This window comes from Nocardioides sp. Z40_12 (assembly GCF_058215795.1).
In genome coordinates, this window is record NZ_JBZAJA010000004.1 from 347,238 (window position 1) to 361,857 (window position 14,620).

Consider the following 14,620-nt stretch of genomic DNA (forward strand, 5'->3'; position numbering starts at 1 on the left):
GGCCAGGGTTCAGTGGATCAGGGCCAGCGCCTGGGGCTTGAGCTCGATCCGCAGCAGCTCGGCGTGGTCGGGGGCCAGCGTGCCGAGCGGCTCGCCGTCGCCGCCGAGCAGCACCCCGCCCGGACAGTGCGCGGAGAGCTCCACCCGGACCCCGCGCAGCCGGGTGACCTCGGGCAGCCGCACGTGGCCGCCGTCGTAGACCCGCGGCAGCGACCGGATCAGCTGCCAGCGCGAGGCGGCCTCGATCACCACCACGTCGAGCAGGCCGTCGTCGACCACGGAGTCGGGCGAGATCATCATCCCGTTGCCGTAGTAGCGGGAGTTGGCCACCACCACCGTGGCGGCCCGGAACTCGTGCTGCTCCCCGTCGACCCGGATCCGGTGGTGGACCGGGGTGTAGGCGGCCAGCGCCCGGACGGCGGCCAGGGGGTACTGCGCGCGCCGCGGGACGCGCCGCATCGCGGCCACGTGGGCGGCCGCCTGGGCGTCGACCCCGGCATAGACCGAGCCGGCGACGACCCGTCTCCCCTGGGGGCCGGAGACCTCGAGCAGGTCGACCCGGGCCGCCGGGGCGTGCAGCAGGACGTCGGCGACCCCGGCCGGGTCGGAGGGGAGCCCGACCATCCGGGCGAAGTCGTTGCCCCGCCCGACCGGGACGATCCCCAGGGTGCCGCCGGAGTCGGCGACCGGGCCGACCACGCACGAGAGCATCCCGTCGCCGCCGACGGCCACCACCACGTCGCCGCGGGCCACGGCGGCCACGACCAGGTCGCCCGTCGCGGCCGGTCCGGGCGAGTAGGTGATCTCCACCCGGGCCCCGGCCTCCCGGAGCAGCCCGGCGACCGGCAGCACCGCGGCGGGCGCGGCACCGCCGCCGGCAGCGGGGTTGACCAGCAGGCTGAAGCCCCGCGGCGCGTCGTCGTTCACGGGATCAGTATCCCGGGGTTGAGGATGCCCGCCGGATCGAGGCAGTCCTTGACGGCCCGCAGCGCCCGCACCCCCACCGCGCCGACCTCGTCGCCCAGCCAGGGTCGGTGGTCGGTGCCGACGGCGTGGTGGTGGGTGATGGTCGCGCCGGCCGCCACCATCGCGTCGGTGGCCCGCTCCTTGGCCGCCTGCCACTGGGACAGCGGGTCGGGGCCCTGCCGGACGGCGACGGTGAAGTAGAGCGAGGCGCCGGTCTCGTAGACGTGCGAGACGTGGCAGAGCACCAGGGCGCCCTCTCCCAGCGCCCCGGTCAGGGCGCTGCGGACGGCCTCGTGGACCGCGCCGATCCGCGACCAGTAGGTGGCGGTCTCCAGCGTCTCGACGAGCACGCCGGCGTCGAGCAGCGAGTCGCGCAGGTAGGGCGCGTCGAAGCGACCACCGGCCCACCGCTCGCCCGGCTCGGACCCGGCGGGCGCCCCGCCGAGCTCGTCGGCCAGGCCGGAGAGCAGCGCGGTGAGAGCGGTACGCCGGGCGGCGACGGCCTCGGTGCTGCCCTCCTGGCCGACGATCATCAGGCAGCCCGCCCCGTCCCCGCCCCCGACGGCGGCGGGGTCGGCGAGGTTGATCGCGGTCTCGGTCTCGTCGGAGAGGCGCAGCACCGTGGGGAGCAGCCCGGCCTGCACCACCCGGCGCACCGCCTCGGTGCCGGCCGCGAACGAGGGCCACCGCCACCCCTCGTACTCCTTGACCTCGGGCACCGGGCGGACCCGGACGGTGACCGAGGTGATCACGCCCAGCGTGCCCTCGGAGCCCAGCAGCAGCTGGCGCAGGTCGGGTCCCGCGGCGCTGGCCGGAGCCACCCCGAGGTCGAGCGGACCCACGGGGGTGACCGCGGTCAGCCCGGTGACCAGGGAGTCGAAGCGGCCGTAGCCCGCCGACGACTGCCCCGAGGAGCGGGTGGCGGCGAACCCGCCGATCGAGCCGTGCTCGAAGCTCTGCGGGAAGTGGCCCAGCGTCAGCCCGTGCTCGGCCAGCAGCGCCTCGGCCTCGGGGCCGCGCAGCCCGGGCTCCAGGGTGGCGGTCCGCGAGACCGGGTCGACGGCGAGCAGGCGCTTCATCCGGACCAGGTCGAGCGAGACGGCGGCGGTCAGCGGGGCGCCCCGGCCGGCCCCGAGGTCGGCGACCAGACCCCCGGTCACGCAGGTGCCGCCGCCGAAGGGCACCACGGCGACCCGGTGCTCGCCGGCCCAGGCCAGGACCGCGGCCACCTGGTCGGCGTCGGCGGGGCGGACGACGGCGTCCGGGGCCTCCTCGAAGCGGCCGAGCCGGGCCTTGAGCAGGTCGGGGGTCGACTTGCCGCGAGTGCGGAGCCGGCGGGTCTCGTCGTCGACCAGGACGTGCCCGGGCCCGACGAGTGTCCGCAGTTCGTGCAGGCGCGCGGGGTCCAGGCGGATCGGTGGCAGGATCGCCCCGGAGGCGTCGGGGTCGGCGCTGGCCCGGTCCTGGTGACCGAAGGCCAGCTCGACGAGCCCGCGGGCGGATTCCGGCAGGGCTGCGGCACGATCGGGATCGCCCCACCGTGTGGGATGCATCTCATTGAGCCCTACGGGCGGGGTGGTCATGTGACACAATGTGACACATGACGTCACTCCGTCACAATGGTCGGCTGGAGGCCTCGCTGGCCCGCGCCGCCGGGCTCGACCCGCGGCTGGACCCCTACCTCGACGCCGCCCGCGCCTGCATCCTCGACGTCGGGTGGCGGCGTACCACGCTCACCGAGGTCGCCCGCCGTGCCGGGGTGAGCCGGATGACGATCTATCGGGCGTGGCCCGACATGCGGGCGCTGATGGCCGACCTGATGACCCGCGAGTGGGGAGCCGTGGTGGCCGCTGGGGTGGCCACCGGCACCATCGCCGACGGCGTCATCGCCGTCGTGCAGCAGCTGCGCGACAACGAGTTCTTCGCCCGGATCGTCGAGCTCGACCCCGACCTGCTGCTGCCCTACCTGCTCGACCGCCGGGGTCGCAGCCAGCAGGCGATCCTGGAGTCGCTGAGCGCCCGGATCGCCAGGCACCAGGCCACCGGGGAGGTCCGCGCGGGCGACCCCGAGGCGATGGCCCGCGCGCTGCTGCTGATGGGCCACGGGTTCGTGCTGAGCCTGCACACCATGGTCGACGACGACGGCACCGCCGAGGCGGGGATCCTGGCCGAGCTCCACACCATGGTCACCCGGTTCCTGGCACCGTGATCCGGATGCCGGCGCGATGACCCCCGGCGGCCGGCTCGGCCACGGCACCGAAGGCCTGCCCGAGCGGGTCGACGTGCTGGTGGTCGGCCTCGGGGTCACCGGCGCCGGCTGCGCCCTGGACGCCGCCTCCCGCGGGCTGGAGGTGCTCGCCGTCGACGCCCACGACGTCGCCTTCGGCACCTCCCGCTGGTCCTCCAAGCTGGTCCACGGCGGGCTGCGCTACCTGGCCCGGGGGCAGCTCGGCGTCGCCCACGAGAGCGCGGTCGAGCGCGGCATCCTGATGGAGACCACCGCGCCGCACCTGACCCACCCGCAGCCGATGCTGATCCCCCTGACCACGGCCACCCCCCGGCTCCAGGAGCGGCTGACCCGCCTCGGCCTGGCCGGGGGCGACCTGCTGCGCCGGGGCGCCCGCACCGGCCGCGAGACGCTGCCCCCGCCGCGGCGGCTGACGGCGACCGAGACCGCGGCGATGGCGCCCGGCCTGCGCGCCGACGGCCTCCGCGGCGGGCTGCTCTCCTGGGACGGCCGGCTCGAGGACGACGCCCGCCTGGTCCTCACCCTCGCCCGGACCGCCGCGCAGCAGGGCGCCGTGGTGCGCAGCCGGGCGCGGGTCCTCGAGCTCGCCGGCGGTCAGGGGCCGGTCGCGGCCCGGCTGCTCGACACGCTCACCGGCCGTCGCCGGACGGTGCACGCCGCCGCCGTGGTCAACGCCACCGGCGTGTGGGCCGACACCCTGGCCCCCGAGGTCCGGCTCCGCCCCAGCCGCGGCAGCCACCTGGTGCTCCGCGGCGAGACGCTGCCCGGCCTCGGCGCCGCGGTCACCGTGCCGGTGCCCGGCAGCCTCAACCGCTTCGTGCTGGTGCTGCCCCAGCCCGACGGCACCTTCTACGTCGGGCTCACCGACGAGCCGGTCGAGGGCCCGGTGCCCGACGTGCCTGAGCCGACCGAGGCCGAGATCGGCTTCCTGCTCGACGTGGTCTCGGCCGCCTTCGCCCGGCCGCTGCGGCGCGAGGACGTGGTCGGCTCCTTCGCCGGGCTGCGCCCGCTGCTCGAGGTCGACCAGGCGGGGGGCCGGGTCACCGCCGACCTCTCCCGGCGGCACGCGGTGCTGACCGGCGCCGGGCCTTGCGGCCGGGTGGTGACGGTGGTCGGCGGCAAGCTCACCACCTACCGGCGGATGGCCGAGGACGCCGTGGACGCCGCCGTCCGCGCCGGCGGGCTGGAGGCGGCTCCGTGCCGCACCCGGACGCTCCCTCTCACCGGGGCGGCGCCGCGGGCCGCGCTGGCCCGCCTGGAGGCACCGGCCCGGCTGGTACGCCGCTTCGGCACCGACGCCGCGCTGGTGCTGGCCACCGCGCGCGAGGTCACCGGCCTGGACGAGGAGGAGCTGCTCGCCCCGGTCTCCGCCGCGGTGCCGACGACCCTGGCCGAGCTGGTCTTCGGGGTCACCCACGAGGGTGCGCTCGACGTCGACGACCTGCTCGACCGGCGTACCCGGGTGGGGCTGGTGCCCGCCGACCGGGCCGCCGCGGTGCCGCTGGCCGAGCGCGCCCTGGCGCTGGTGGCCGCGGCCGGGGACCGGTAGGTCGGGGAGCGCGGTCAGCGCGGGATGGCCACGTAGGTGGTGTCGAGGTACTCCTCGATCCCCTCGAAGCCGCCCTCGCGGCCGAACCCGCTGGACTTCACGCCCCCGAAGGGGGCCGCGGCGTTGGAGACGATCCCGGTGTTGAGCCCGACCATCCCGAAGGCCAGCGCCTCGCTGACCCGCAGCGAGCGGTCCAGGTCGCGGGTCCAGACGTAGGCGACCAGCCCGTACTCGCTGGAGTTCGCCGCCGTCAGCGCCTCCTCCTCGGTGGTGAACCGGCTGACGGGGGCGACCGGGCCGAAGATCTCCTGCCGGTTGATCTCGGCCTCCGCCGGGACGTCGACCAGCACCGTCGGGGGGTAGAACCAGCCGGGCCCGGCCAGCGGGCTGCCGCCGGTGAGCACCTTGGCGCCGTCGTGGACCGCGTCGGTGACCAGCTGCGCGACCGACTCCACGGCGTCCTGGTCGATCAGCGGCCCGACGTCGACGCCTTCGTCCTGACCCCGGCCCACGGTCAGCGCACCCATCCGGGCCGCCAGCCGCTCGGCGAACTCGTCGGCGACGGAGTCGTGGACCAGGAAGCGGTTCGCGGCGGTGCAGGCCTCCCCCATGTTGCGCATCTTGGCCACCATCGCGCCGTCGACCGCCGCGTCGAGGTCGGCGTCCTCGAAGACGAGGAAGGGGGCGTTGCCGCCCAGCTCCATCGAGACCCGCTGGAGGTGTTCGGCCGACTGCCCGACCAGGCCGCGGCCCACTGGGGTGGAGCCGGTGAAGCTGACCTTGCGGAGGCGCTCGTCGCCCATCAGCGCCGCGCCCACCTCGCGGGAGGAGGTCGTGGTGACGATGTTGACCACGCCCGGCGGGACGCCGACCTCGGTGAGCACCTGGGCCAGCATCAGCATGGTCAGCGGGGTCTGGCTGGCCGGCTTGACCACGCAGGTGCAGCCGGCGGCGAGGGCGGCGCCGATCTTGCGGGTGCCCATCGCCAGCGGGAAGTTCCAGGGGGTGATCATCAGGCAGGGGCCGACCGGCTTCTTCATGGTCAGCATCCGGCTGCCGCCAGCCGGGTTGTCCATCCAGCGGCCGTGGACCCGGACGGCCTCCTCGGAGAACCAGCGCAGGAACTCGTTGCCGTAGGCGACCTCGCCGCGCGCCTCGGTCAGCGGCTTGCCCATCTCCAGGCTCATCACCCGGGCGAAGTCGTCGGCGCGCGCGGCGACCAGCTCGAAGGCCGCGCGCAGCAGCTCGCCGCGCTCGCGCGAGGGGGTGGCCGCCCAGGCGGCCTGCGCGCCGGCGGCCGCGTCGAGGGCCTCGAGGGCCTCACCCGTCCCCGCGTCCGCGACCCGCGCCAGCACCGACCCGTCGGCCGGGTCCAGCACCTCGAAGGTGGCGCCGTCGTCGGCCTCGCGCCACGTCCCGTCGATGAGCAGACGGGTCTCCACGCCCTTCAGGTCGTCGGTGCGCTCGGGCTGCTGGTGCGACATCTTGATCTCCTGGTCCGGACACGTCGGTAAAACCTTGCGTACCACCACAACGGGCGGGGAGCCCGCGGGTAGGGTCCTCCCAGACCCCGTGCTGACCCCATGCAGCACGGGGTCTTCCCATCCTTGCGCGGCTCTCCGGGCAGCCTAGGCGGCGCCGCGCCCGAGGTCGTCGGGCGCAGCGCACAAGGCTGGTGCCCGGGTCGTCGGCAGGCCTCACTCGACGGTGACCGACTTGGCCAGGTTGCGGGGCTTGTCGATGTCGTGGCCCAGCGTCGTGGCCGCGTGGTAGGCCAGCAGCTGGAGCGGGACGGTGAGCAGCAGCGGGTCGAGCTCGGGCTCGGTGCGCGGGACGTCGATGCGGGTGACCTCCAGGTCGCCCAGGTCGACCTCCGCGTGGGTGACGACCACCAGCGGGCCGCCGCGGGCCGCCACCTCGTGGAGGGCGGCCACGTTGCGCTCGGTCAGCTCGTCGTGGGGGACGATCGCCACCGTCGGCAGGGTCGGACTGATCAGCGCCAACGGGCCGTGCTTGAGCTCCGAGGTCTGGTAGGCCTCCGCGTGCCGGTAGCTGATCTCCTTGAACTTCTGCGCCCCCTCCCGGGCCACCGGGAACCCGCGCACCCGCCCGATGAAGAAGAGCGACTCGGCGGTGGCCAGCTCGGCGGCCACCTCGGCGATCCACGGCTCCAGCGCGAGCACCTCCCCGATCTGCTCGGGCAGCCGCTCCAGGGCCTGGACCAACCTGCGGCCGTCGGCGACTGAGAGGTCGCGGACCCGGCCGAGCTGGAGGGCGAGCAGGGCGAAGCCGAGGAACATGTTGGTCAGCGCCTTGGTGCTGGCGACCGCGACCTCGGGGCCGGCGTGCAGGTAGATGCCGCCGTCGCACTCCCGGGCGATCGCGCTGCCGACCACGTTGACCAGGCCGATCACCCGGCCGCCCTTGCGCCGGATCTCCTGCACGGCGAGCAGGGTGTCGATCGTCTCCCCCGACTGGCTCACGGCGATGTAGAGGGTGTCGGGCTCGATGATCGGGTTGCGGTAGCGGAACTCGCTGGCCGGCTCGGCGTCGGCGGGGATCCGGGCCAGCTCCTCGATCAGCCCGGCCCCCATCTGGCCCACGTAGTAGGCGGAGCCGCAGCCGAGGATCTTGACCCGGCGCACGGCCCGGGTCTCCCGGGCGTCCATGTTGAGCCCGCCGAGGTGGGCGGTGCCGAAGCGCGTGTCGAGGCGCCCCTGCAGCATCCGGGCGGCGGTCTGCGGCTGCTCCAGCATCTCCTTCTGCATGAACGAGTCGTGCTCACCGGCCTCGTAGGACTCCGGGTCGATGTCGATGTGGGAGGCCACCTTGCCGGTGGTGGTGGTGAAGCCGGTGGCGGTCACCGAGGCCATCTCGCCGTCGTCGAGCATCACCACCGAGGTGGTGTGGCGGATCAGGGCGGCCAGGTCGGAGGCGACGTACATCTCGCCGTGGCCGACGCCGAGGATCAGCGGGCTGCCGTTGCGCGCCACCACGATCTCGCCGGGGTGGTCGACGTGCAGGACGGCCAGGCCCCAGGTGCCGGAGACCTGGGCGAGCGCCTCGCCGACCTTGTCCTCCAGGGTCTTCGCGGTGGAGCGGGCGACGAGGTGGGCGATGACCTCGGTGTCGGTGTCGCTGGCCAGCTCGACCCCCTCGTCGGCCAGCCGAGCGCGCAGGTCGTGGGCGTTGTCGAGGATCCCGTTGTGGACCACCGCGACCAGCCCCTTGCCGTCGGTGTGCGGGTGGGCGTTGACGTCGTTGGGCGGGCCGTGGGTGGCCCAGCGGGTGTGACCGATGCCGGTGTGCCCGGTGAACCGCTTGGGCAGCGTGGCGGCCAGGTCGCGGACCCGCCCCGCCCGCTTCTCGACGCGCAGCGTGCCGCGGTCGCTGATCACGGCCAGTCCGGCCGAGTCGTAGCCGCGGTGCTCGAGCCGGGCCAGGCCCTCGACGAGCAGCGGCGTGGCGTCCTGCGGTCCCACGTAGCCGACGATTCCGCACATGGTGGTTCTCCTGGGGTTGGACGGCGTTCAGCCGTAGACGATCCGGCGCAGCTGGCGCTCGGTGAGCCGAGGTGCGGCCACCACGCGGGTGGCCAGCTCGGCGGCGATGAGGGGGAAGATCTCGGCGTTCTTGGCGCCGTACGTCTTGAGCTGGGCATGACGGCGACGCACGAGGTCTTCGACGGGCTCGTCGAAGAAGGCGAGCACGTCGCCGACCACCCGACGTACCTGCGACTCGGGGAGTCCGGTGGTCGCCCGTAGGTGACGGACCAGAGCCTCGTCGTGGTTCCCCGGCGTCCGCACCTGACCAGATTCCCTCGCCCACTCGTCCAGGGCAACTTCCTGCCCGAAATCGGGCAGGAATCTCTCGTGATCCAGGTCACATCACGCGACGGAATGTTGCGCGGGCGCATTCGCTTCTAATAGTTGAAGACTTAATCAACTCCAGGCTCGCCGCCTGGCCACCGATCCCAGGGAGTCCCGCATGAGCATCTTCAGCCGCAAGGCCGACAAGTCCGAGTCCTTCGACGCCCCCACCACCGTCCTCGACGACGTGACCGGCGACTACACGATCGACGCGAGCCACTCGCGCCTCGGGTTCTCCGCCCGCCACGCCATGGTCACCACGGTCCGCGGCGCCTTCAAGGAGTTCGAGGGCACCGCCCACGTCGACACCGCCGACCCGGCCGCCTCGTCGGTCAAGGTCACCATCAAGACCGCCAGCATCGACACCGGCTCCGAGGACCGCGACGGCCACCTGCGCTCGGCCGACTTCTTCGACGCCGAGGCCAACCCCGAGATCACCTTCGTCTCCACCCGGGTCGCGCGCGACGGCGCCGACTGGTCCGTCACCGGCGACCTCACCATCAAGGGCGTCACCAAGCCGGTCACCATCGAGTTCGAGGAGACCGGCTCCGCGCAGGACCCCTTCGGCAACACCCGGATCGGCTTCGAGGGCGGCACCACCCTCAACCGCAAGGAGTGGGACCTGACCTGGAACGCCGCGCTGGAGACCGGCGGCGTGCTCGTCTCGGAGAAGATCAAGCTCGAGTTCGACATCTCGGCGATCAAGACCGCCTGAGCCCCGCGCCACCAGGCGCCACCGAGGCGCCACCGAGGCGCACCAAAGAAGAAACTGGTGGGTTGGTGCGCCGGAGGACCCCTCCGGCGACACCTTCCCACCAGTTTCTTGTGTCAGTCCTTGTGCCGCGGCTTCTTCCGCTTGTCGAACCCGCCGTCGCGCTTCTCGTAGCCTCCCTCGCGGGGGGCCGACGAGCGCCGGGGACCGTTGTCCTTGGCCAGCTCGATCAGCTTGCCGGAGATCCGGGTCTCCTTGAGCGCCTCCCAGGTGCCCGGGGGCAGGGTGGCGGGGAGGTCGACCAGCGAGAAGTCGGGCCGGATGTCGATCTTGCCGAAGTCGTTGCGGCCCAGGCCGCCCTCGTTGGCCAGGGCGCCGACGATCTGCCGCGGCTCGACCTTGTGCCGCTTGCCCACCGAGATCCGGTACGTCGCCAGGTCGGCGTCCGAGCCCGCCCGGCGGGGGCCCTTGCCCTCGCGGCTCGGACGCGCGCCACGGTCGCTGCGACCGCCCCGGTCGTCGTGCTCCTTGGGGGCGTGCAGCACCTCGGCCTTGGGGTCGAGCAGCAGCGGCTGGGCGCCGTACATCACCGCGGCGAGGGCGGCGGCGACGTCGACCTCGGGCACGTCGTACTCGTTGACGTAGTGGTTGACCACGTCGCGGAAGAAGTCGATCCGCTCGGTGTCGGCCAGCGCCTGCGTGATCTGGTCGTCGAACCGGGAGAGCCGGGTGGAGTTGACGTCCTCGACGCTCGGCAGCTGCATCTGGGTCAGCGGCTGGCGGGTGGCCTTCTCGATCGCCCGCAGCAGGTGGCGCTCGCGCGGGGTGACGAAGGCGATCGAGTCGCCCTTGCGGCCGGCGCGGCCGGTGCGGCCGATCCGGTGCACGTAGGACTCGGTGTCGGTGGGGATGTCGAAGTTGACGACGTGGCTGATCCGCTCGACGTCGAGACCGCGGGCCGCCACGTCGGTGGCGACCAGGATGTCGAGCTTGGCGTCGCGCAGCTGGTTGATGGTGCGCTCGCGCACCGGCTGGGAGACGTCGCCGTTGATCGCCTGGGCGGAGAAGCCGCGGGCGCGCAGCTTCTCGGCGAGCGCCTCGGTGACCTGCTTGGTCCGGACGAAGACGATCATCCCCTCGAAGTTCTCGACCTCGAGGATGCGGGTCAGCGCGTCGACCTTCTGCGGGTAGCTGACCATCAGGTAGCGCTGGGTGATGTTGGCCGAGGTGGTCGTCTTGTTCTTGACCGTGACCTCGACGGGGTCGTTGAGGTGCTTCTTGGAGATGCGGCGGATCTGCGCCGGCATCGTCGCGGAGAAGAGCGCGACCTGCTTGGTCGCCGGGGTGTCGGCGAGGATCGTCTCGACGTCCTCGGCGAAGCCCATCTTGAGCATCTCGTCGGCCTCGTCGAGCACCAGGAAGCGCAGCTCGGAGAGGTCGAGGGTGCCCTTCTCGAGGTGGTCCATGATCCGGCCGGGGGTGCCCACGACCACGTGGACGCCGCGGCGCAGCGCGGAGAGCTGCACGCCGTAGCCCTGGCCGCCGTAGACCGGGAGCACCCGGACGTTCTTCTGGTGGGCGGCGTAGCGCTCGAACGCCTCGGAGACCTGGAGCGCGAGCTCACGGGTCGGCGCGAGCACCAGGGCCTGCGGCGTCTTCTGCGCGGGGTCGAGGTTGGAGAGGATCGGCAGCGCGAAGGCCGCCGTCTTGCCGGTCCCGGTCTGGGCCAGGCCGACGACGTCGCGGCCCGCCAGCAGCGGCGGGATGGTCGCGGCCTGGATCGGCGAGGGGCGCTCGTAGCCGACCTCGCGGAGGGTCTTCAGGACCGACGGGTCGAGCCCCAGCTCCTCGAACGTGGGTACTTCCGGGCTCGCCTGATCTGCCGGCACTTCGTCACTCATGGTTGACACGGTAGTCGCACGCGTGCCTGAGTGAGGATTTCGGGTCCGCGCGACCTCGGTCACCACGCGGCGGAAAGGCACGCGACAGCACCTCGGGCGCGGTGGCCCGTACCCGGATGGCGGCCCAGGAGCTGGCTGACCTGGGCCGGGTGGTGCGCCCATGACCCTGCCCATGACGAAGGCCTCTGGCCGGGCCATGTCTCCCGGCCTACCGTCGGCCTGACCGGACGCCGTCCTGCCTCGGGAGACCTGCCATGGGAAATGGTGACGCCGCGGGGAGCGACGCCGCCACGAAGCGCCCCGGCGGCAGCCCGGTGCTGATCGTGCTGATGCTCCTCGTGGTCGTCCCGGCCGTCCTGCTCTCCGACGCGTGGGGGGCCGGGCCGGCGGCTGTGGTGGGCGGCCTGACCGGCCTCTTCGCGCTGGTGGCCTTCATGGGCGGGCCGCTGCGGGCCGACCTGCGCGTCGCCGCCGTGCTGGGTCCGCTGCTGGTCTTCGGCGCCGTCGTCCCCCGGACGGTGGCCGAGGCCTGGCGCCCCGCGGGGATCGCCCTGGTGGTGCTGCTCGGCTTCGTGGCGGCGCTGCTCCCGCTGCTGGGGCCCCGCTTCGCCAACGCCGGCCTGGGGCTCGGCATGACCACGGTCTACGGCTACGCCTACGCGATCAGGGGGTCCGCGGACCTCCAGCAGCTGGTCGCGGCCACCCTCGCGGGCGTCGCGGTGGCGCTGGCGCTGCGCCTGCTGCTGGGCGTCTCGGACCCGTCGAAGCCGACCCGCGAGCAGGTGGCCGAGGTGCTCGTCGCCGACGACCCCGGCGCGGCCACCACCACCGCCTTCGGCACCTGGCTCAGCGACGGCAGGCAGCGCTGGCTGGCCGACGCCCTGGATGCGGCGTCGCGCTACCGCCTCGCCCTGCGCTCCCTGGAGCTCTCCGGCGCGGCCGGCGATCAGGCGGACGAGGTCGCCGGGCTGCGCCGGCGCGCCGACGAGCTCGCCGACCGGTTGCGGGCCAAGCCCGTCCGCGACGGGTCTGCCGGCACCGCGAGCGCGGCCTCCCCGAGCCGCGTCCCCGACGCCGCGACGGCGGCGCAGCAGGCCGCGGCCGCGCTGGAGGCCGTCGAGCACGCGATCACCGAGCACGACACCAGCGCCGTGGAGCTCGACCGGGACGGGCGGCGCCGCTTCAAGGACGCGGTGCTGCACCCGTCGGCCCGGCTGCGGTCGGTCCAGGTCCGCCACGCGCTGCGCACGGCGTTCGGGCTGCTGGTGATGCTGCTGGTCACCGCACCGCTGGGCTCCGGCGACCCGCTGGTGGCCACCGTGCTGCTCACCACCTTCTCGATCCTCCAGGCCAGCTGGCGCGACACCTTCGTGAAGGCCCGCGCCAAGGTCGTCGGCGTCTCGGCCGGCTCGCTCGCGGTCGCGCTGATCCTGCTGCTGGTGCCGTCACGGCACCTGGTCGAGGTCGCGGCCGTGGCCCTGTGCCTGGGGCTCTGGTTCATCGTCACCCGCCCGGCGCTGGGGGCGGCGTTCATGGTGATGGTCAGCGTCGGGCTCAACGCCGTGACCCGCGACCTCGACCCGGTCACCCTGCTGGTGCAGTACGTCGCGCTGACCGCCTGCGCGGTGGCGGTGGGGCTCGTCGGGGGCTTCGTCGTGATCCCGGCGTTCCGCCCGCCGCCCCTGCGCCGGCGCATCGAGGAGGCCACCGAGGCGACGACCGCCGCACTCCGGGCCGCCACCGGAGAGCGGAGGCCGCTCTCGGAGACGGTGGCGCTCCACCTGGACGCCGCGCAGAAGCAGGACGAGCTGGTCCCCGACCACGACGACCTCGACGCCCGCCAGCTCGACGAGCTCGACCGGCTGCGGACCGGGCTGCAGGACCTGACGACGCTGGTCGACGCGCGGCGACCCGACCCGGTGGCGCTGGGCCAGGTCGTCCGGGCGCTGGAGTCCGGCGACCCACCCGCGGCCGATGGGCTGCCCGGCTCGGCCTCCTCCACTCTCTGGGACCTCGCCATGCAGGCCGGGGACGCGCGGCGCGACCTGCTGCGGACGCTGCCCGCGGCCTGACCGGCATCCCTCAGAGGACCGTGACCGGGTGGGAGGCGACCGCGCCGAAGAGGTAGCCCTGCTCGTTGAACGGCACGCTGTCGGGCTGGACGTTGCCCCGGTCGTCGCGGGCGCGGATCCGGATCCGGTGCTCGCCGGGCCTGGCGTGCCACAGGAAGCTCCACTGCCGCCACGCCTTCTCGTCGTTGCGCCACGACAGCTGCGCCGGGCGCCACGGGCCGTCGTCCACCGAGACGTCGACCCCGACGATCCGGCCCAGGCCGGACCAGGAGCGGCCGCTGAGGAGCCGGAGGCCCCGGCCCACGGTGGCGGGGAACGGCAACTCCAGGGCGCTCTTGACCACCTGGGTGGTCACCAGCGGGGTGTCGGGGTAGTCGGGGCCGAAGAGGCGGTAGCTGGTGGTGTTCCACTGGGAGAGCAGCGGCGTGGTGGAGACCTCGATCTCGCCGACCCACTTCACGTGGGAGATGCCGACCCAGCCCGGCACGAGCAGCCGCACCGGGTAGCCGTGGTCGGGCGGCAGGGTGCGCCCGTTCATCCCGATCACCAGCAGGGTGTCGGAGGCGAGCGCCTTCTCCACCGGGATCGGGCGGCGGACGGCCATCGAGTCGAGCCCGACGGGCATGACGTCGAGGGCGGCGCGGTCGAGGCCGGCCCGGTCGAGGACGTCGGAGAGCCGGACGCCGGTCCAGGTCGCCACCCCGATCGCGCCGAGGCCCCAGGTGGTGCCGGCGGCCGGCGTGCCCTGCTGGCTGCCGAAGAGGTTGCGGGCGTTGCCGGCGCACTCCACCGCTCGGGTGACGGTGACCCGGGGCAGGCGCAGCAGGTCGTCGTAGGAGAGCGAGACCTCGCGGCGTACGCCGCTGCCGTGGATCCGCAGCCGCCAGGTGGCCACGTCGATCCGCGGGGTGGTGGTGTGGTTGCGGACGAAGAACCGGTCGGCCGGCGTCAGGTAGCCCTGGCCGCGCATCGCCTCCCAGCGCATCTCGGCGTTGGTGCCGCGCGGGGTGAAGAGCTCGGCCGGGAGCGGCTTCACGATCCCCGGCACGGGCGAGGGGGTGGGCGTGGGTGTCGGGGTCGGCAGCGCGGGATGCGCCCACGCCGGCGACGGTCCGAACACCCCGCCCACCTGGGCGGCGGCCACTCCCCCCGAAGCCGCCGCCGCCCAGCTCAGGAGACGGCGTCGGCTGAGACCTGCCCGCTCCGCGCGCTCGGCGTCGTACTCGCCCTCGCGCATCAGACCACGTTCCATGCCGCCACCCCGTCCCAAAGTCATGTAATGAAGTCAAGAATAGGGAGATTC

At 73.8% G+C, this 14,620-nt stretch carries 11 protein-coding genes; 4 read left to right on the plus strand and 7 right to left on the minus strand.

From position 1 onward, the window contains the following. Window positions 1–9 precede the first annotated feature (9 nt). Together AC4BG9_RS10225 and AC4BG9_RS10230 are read right to left on the minus strand one after the other, a co-directional pair. Window positions 10–927, minus strand: a complete 918-nt coding sequence (locus AC4BG9_RS10225) for a diacylglycerol/lipid kinase family protein (protein WP_490570990.1) — start codon at window positions 925–927, stop codon at window positions 10–12. Continuing rightward, window positions 924–2,519 carry an FAD-binding oxidoreductase gene (locus AC4BG9_RS10230; protein WP_490570991.1) on the minus strand — a complete coding sequence of 532 codons (1,596 nt, stop codon included), beginning with the start codon at window positions 2,517–2,519 and terminating at the stop codon, window positions 924–926. Before AC4BG9_RS10230 ends, AC4BG9_RS10225 begins: the two co-directional genes overlap by 4 nt. A 47-nt stretch (window positions 2,520–2,566) precedes the next feature. On the opposite strand from AC4BG9_RS10230, the gene AC4BG9_RS10235 reads away from it, so the two are divergent. Both AC4BG9_RS10235 and AC4BG9_RS10240 read left to right on the plus strand, forming a co-directional pair. Continuing rightward, window positions 2,567–3,175 (plus strand): TetR/AcrR family transcriptional regulator, encoded by a 609-nt coding sequence (locus tag AC4BG9_RS10235; RefSeq protein WP_490570992.1) that lies wholly within the window; start codon window positions 2,567–2,569, stop codon window positions 3,173–3,175. A 16-nt stretch (window positions 3,176–3,191) separates the two neighbouring features. Beyond that, window positions 3,192–4,763, plus strand: a complete 1,572-nt coding sequence (locus AC4BG9_RS10240) for a glycerol-3-phosphate dehydrogenase/oxidase (protein ID WP_490570993.1) — start codon at window positions 3,192–3,194, stop codon at window positions 4,761–4,763. 14 nt (window positions 4,764–4,777) lie between these two features. Here the strand turns inward: AC4BG9_RS10240 and AC4BG9_RS10245 are convergent, their stop codons facing one another. From AC4BG9_RS10245 to AC4BG9_RS10255, 3 genes are all read right to left on the minus strand, one after another. Beyond that, entirely contained in the window at window positions 4,778–6,247 is a 1,470-nt protein-coding gene (locus AC4BG9_RS10245) for an NAD-dependent succinate-semialdehyde dehydrogenase (RefSeq protein WP_490570994.1), read from the minus strand. A gap of 213 nt (window positions 6,248–6,460) precedes the next feature. Further along, window positions 6,461–8,266 carry a glutamine--fructose-6-phosphate transaminase (isomerizing) gene (glmS, locus tag AC4BG9_RS10250; RefSeq protein ID WP_490570995.1) on the minus strand — a complete coding sequence of 602 codons (1,806 nt, stop codon included), beginning with the start codon at window positions 8,264–8,266 and terminating at the stop codon, window positions 6,461–6,463. 27 nt (window positions 8,267–8,293) lie between these two features. After that, window positions 8,294–8,569: a hypothetical protein gene (locus AC4BG9_RS10255; protein WP_490570996.1), complete on the minus strand. Its 276-nt coding sequence runs from the start codon at window positions 8,567–8,569 to the stop codon at window positions 8,294–8,296. A gap of 181 nt (window positions 8,570–8,750) precedes the next feature. Here AC4BG9_RS10255 and AC4BG9_RS10260 point away from each other — a divergent pair, with 181 nt between their 5' ends. Continuing rightward, window positions 8,751–9,347 carry a YceI family protein gene (locus AC4BG9_RS10260; protein WP_490570997.1) on the plus strand — a complete coding sequence of 199 codons (597 nt, stop codon included), beginning with the start codon at window positions 8,751–8,753 and terminating at the stop codon, window positions 9,345–9,347. A 113-nt stretch (window positions 9,348–9,460) separates the two neighbouring features. Here AC4BG9_RS10260 and AC4BG9_RS10265 read toward each other — a convergent pair whose 3' ends face one another. Next, window positions 9,461–11,245 (minus strand): DEAD/DEAH box helicase, encoded by a 1,785-nt coding sequence (locus AC4BG9_RS10265; protein ID WP_490570998.1) that lies wholly within the window; start codon window positions 11,243–11,245, stop codon window positions 9,461–9,463. 254 nt (window positions 11,246–11,499) lie between these two features. Here AC4BG9_RS10265 and AC4BG9_RS10270 point away from each other — a divergent pair, with 254 nt between their 5' ends. Continuing rightward, window positions 11,500–13,317 carry an FUSC family protein gene (locus AC4BG9_RS10270; protein ID WP_490570999.1) on the plus strand — a complete coding sequence of 606 codons (1,818 nt, stop codon included), beginning with the start codon at window positions 11,500–11,502 and terminating at the stop codon, window positions 13,315–13,317. 10 nt (window positions 13,318–13,327) lie between these two features. On the opposite strand, the gene AC4BG9_RS10275 is transcribed toward AC4BG9_RS10270, so the two are convergent. Then, window positions 13,328–14,569: a sulfite oxidase gene (locus tag AC4BG9_RS10275; protein WP_490571000.1), complete on the minus strand. Its 1,242-nt coding sequence runs from the start codon at window positions 14,567–14,569 to the stop codon at window positions 13,328–13,330. Window positions 14,570–14,620 lie beyond the last annotated feature (51 nt).

Bases quoted from the DNA above. Each gene is read 5' to 3' on its own strand.
- AC4BG9_RS10235 (WP_490570992.1), top strand. From the start codon at position 2,567: ATGACGTCACTCCGTCACAATGGTCGGCTGGAGGCCTCGCTGGCCCGC.
- AC4BG9_RS10270 (WP_490570999.1), top strand. From the start codon at position 11,500: ATGGGAAATGGTGACGCCGCGGGGAGCGACGCCGCCACGAAGCGCCCC.
- AC4BG9_RS10230 (WP_490570991.1), bottom strand. From the start codon at position 2,519: ATGCATCCCACACGGTGGGGCGATCCCGATCGTGCCGCAGCCCTGCCG.
- AC4BG9_RS10240 (WP_490570993.1), top strand. From the start codon at position 3,192: ATGACCCCCGGCGGCCGGCTCGGCCACGGCACCGAAGGCCTGCCCGAG.
- AC4BG9_RS10265 (WP_490570998.1), bottom strand. From the start codon at position 11,245: ATGAGTGACGAAGTGCCGGCAGATCAGGCGAGCCCGGAAGTACCCACG.
- glmS (WP_490570995.1), bottom strand. From the start codon at position 8,266: ATGTGCGGAATCGTCGGCTACGTGGGACCGCAGGACGCCACGCCGCTG.
- AC4BG9_RS10245 (WP_490570994.1), bottom strand. From the start codon at position 6,247: ATGTCGCACCAGCAGCCCGAGCGCACCGACGACCTGAAGGGCGTGGAG.
- AC4BG9_RS10275 (WP_490571000.1), bottom strand. From the start codon at position 14,569: ATGGAACGTGGTCTGATGCGCGAGGGCGAGTACGACGCCGAGCGCGCG.
- AC4BG9_RS10260 (WP_490570997.1), top strand. From the start codon at position 8,751: ATGAGCATCTTCAGCCGCAAGGCCGACAAGTCCGAGTCCTTCGACGCC.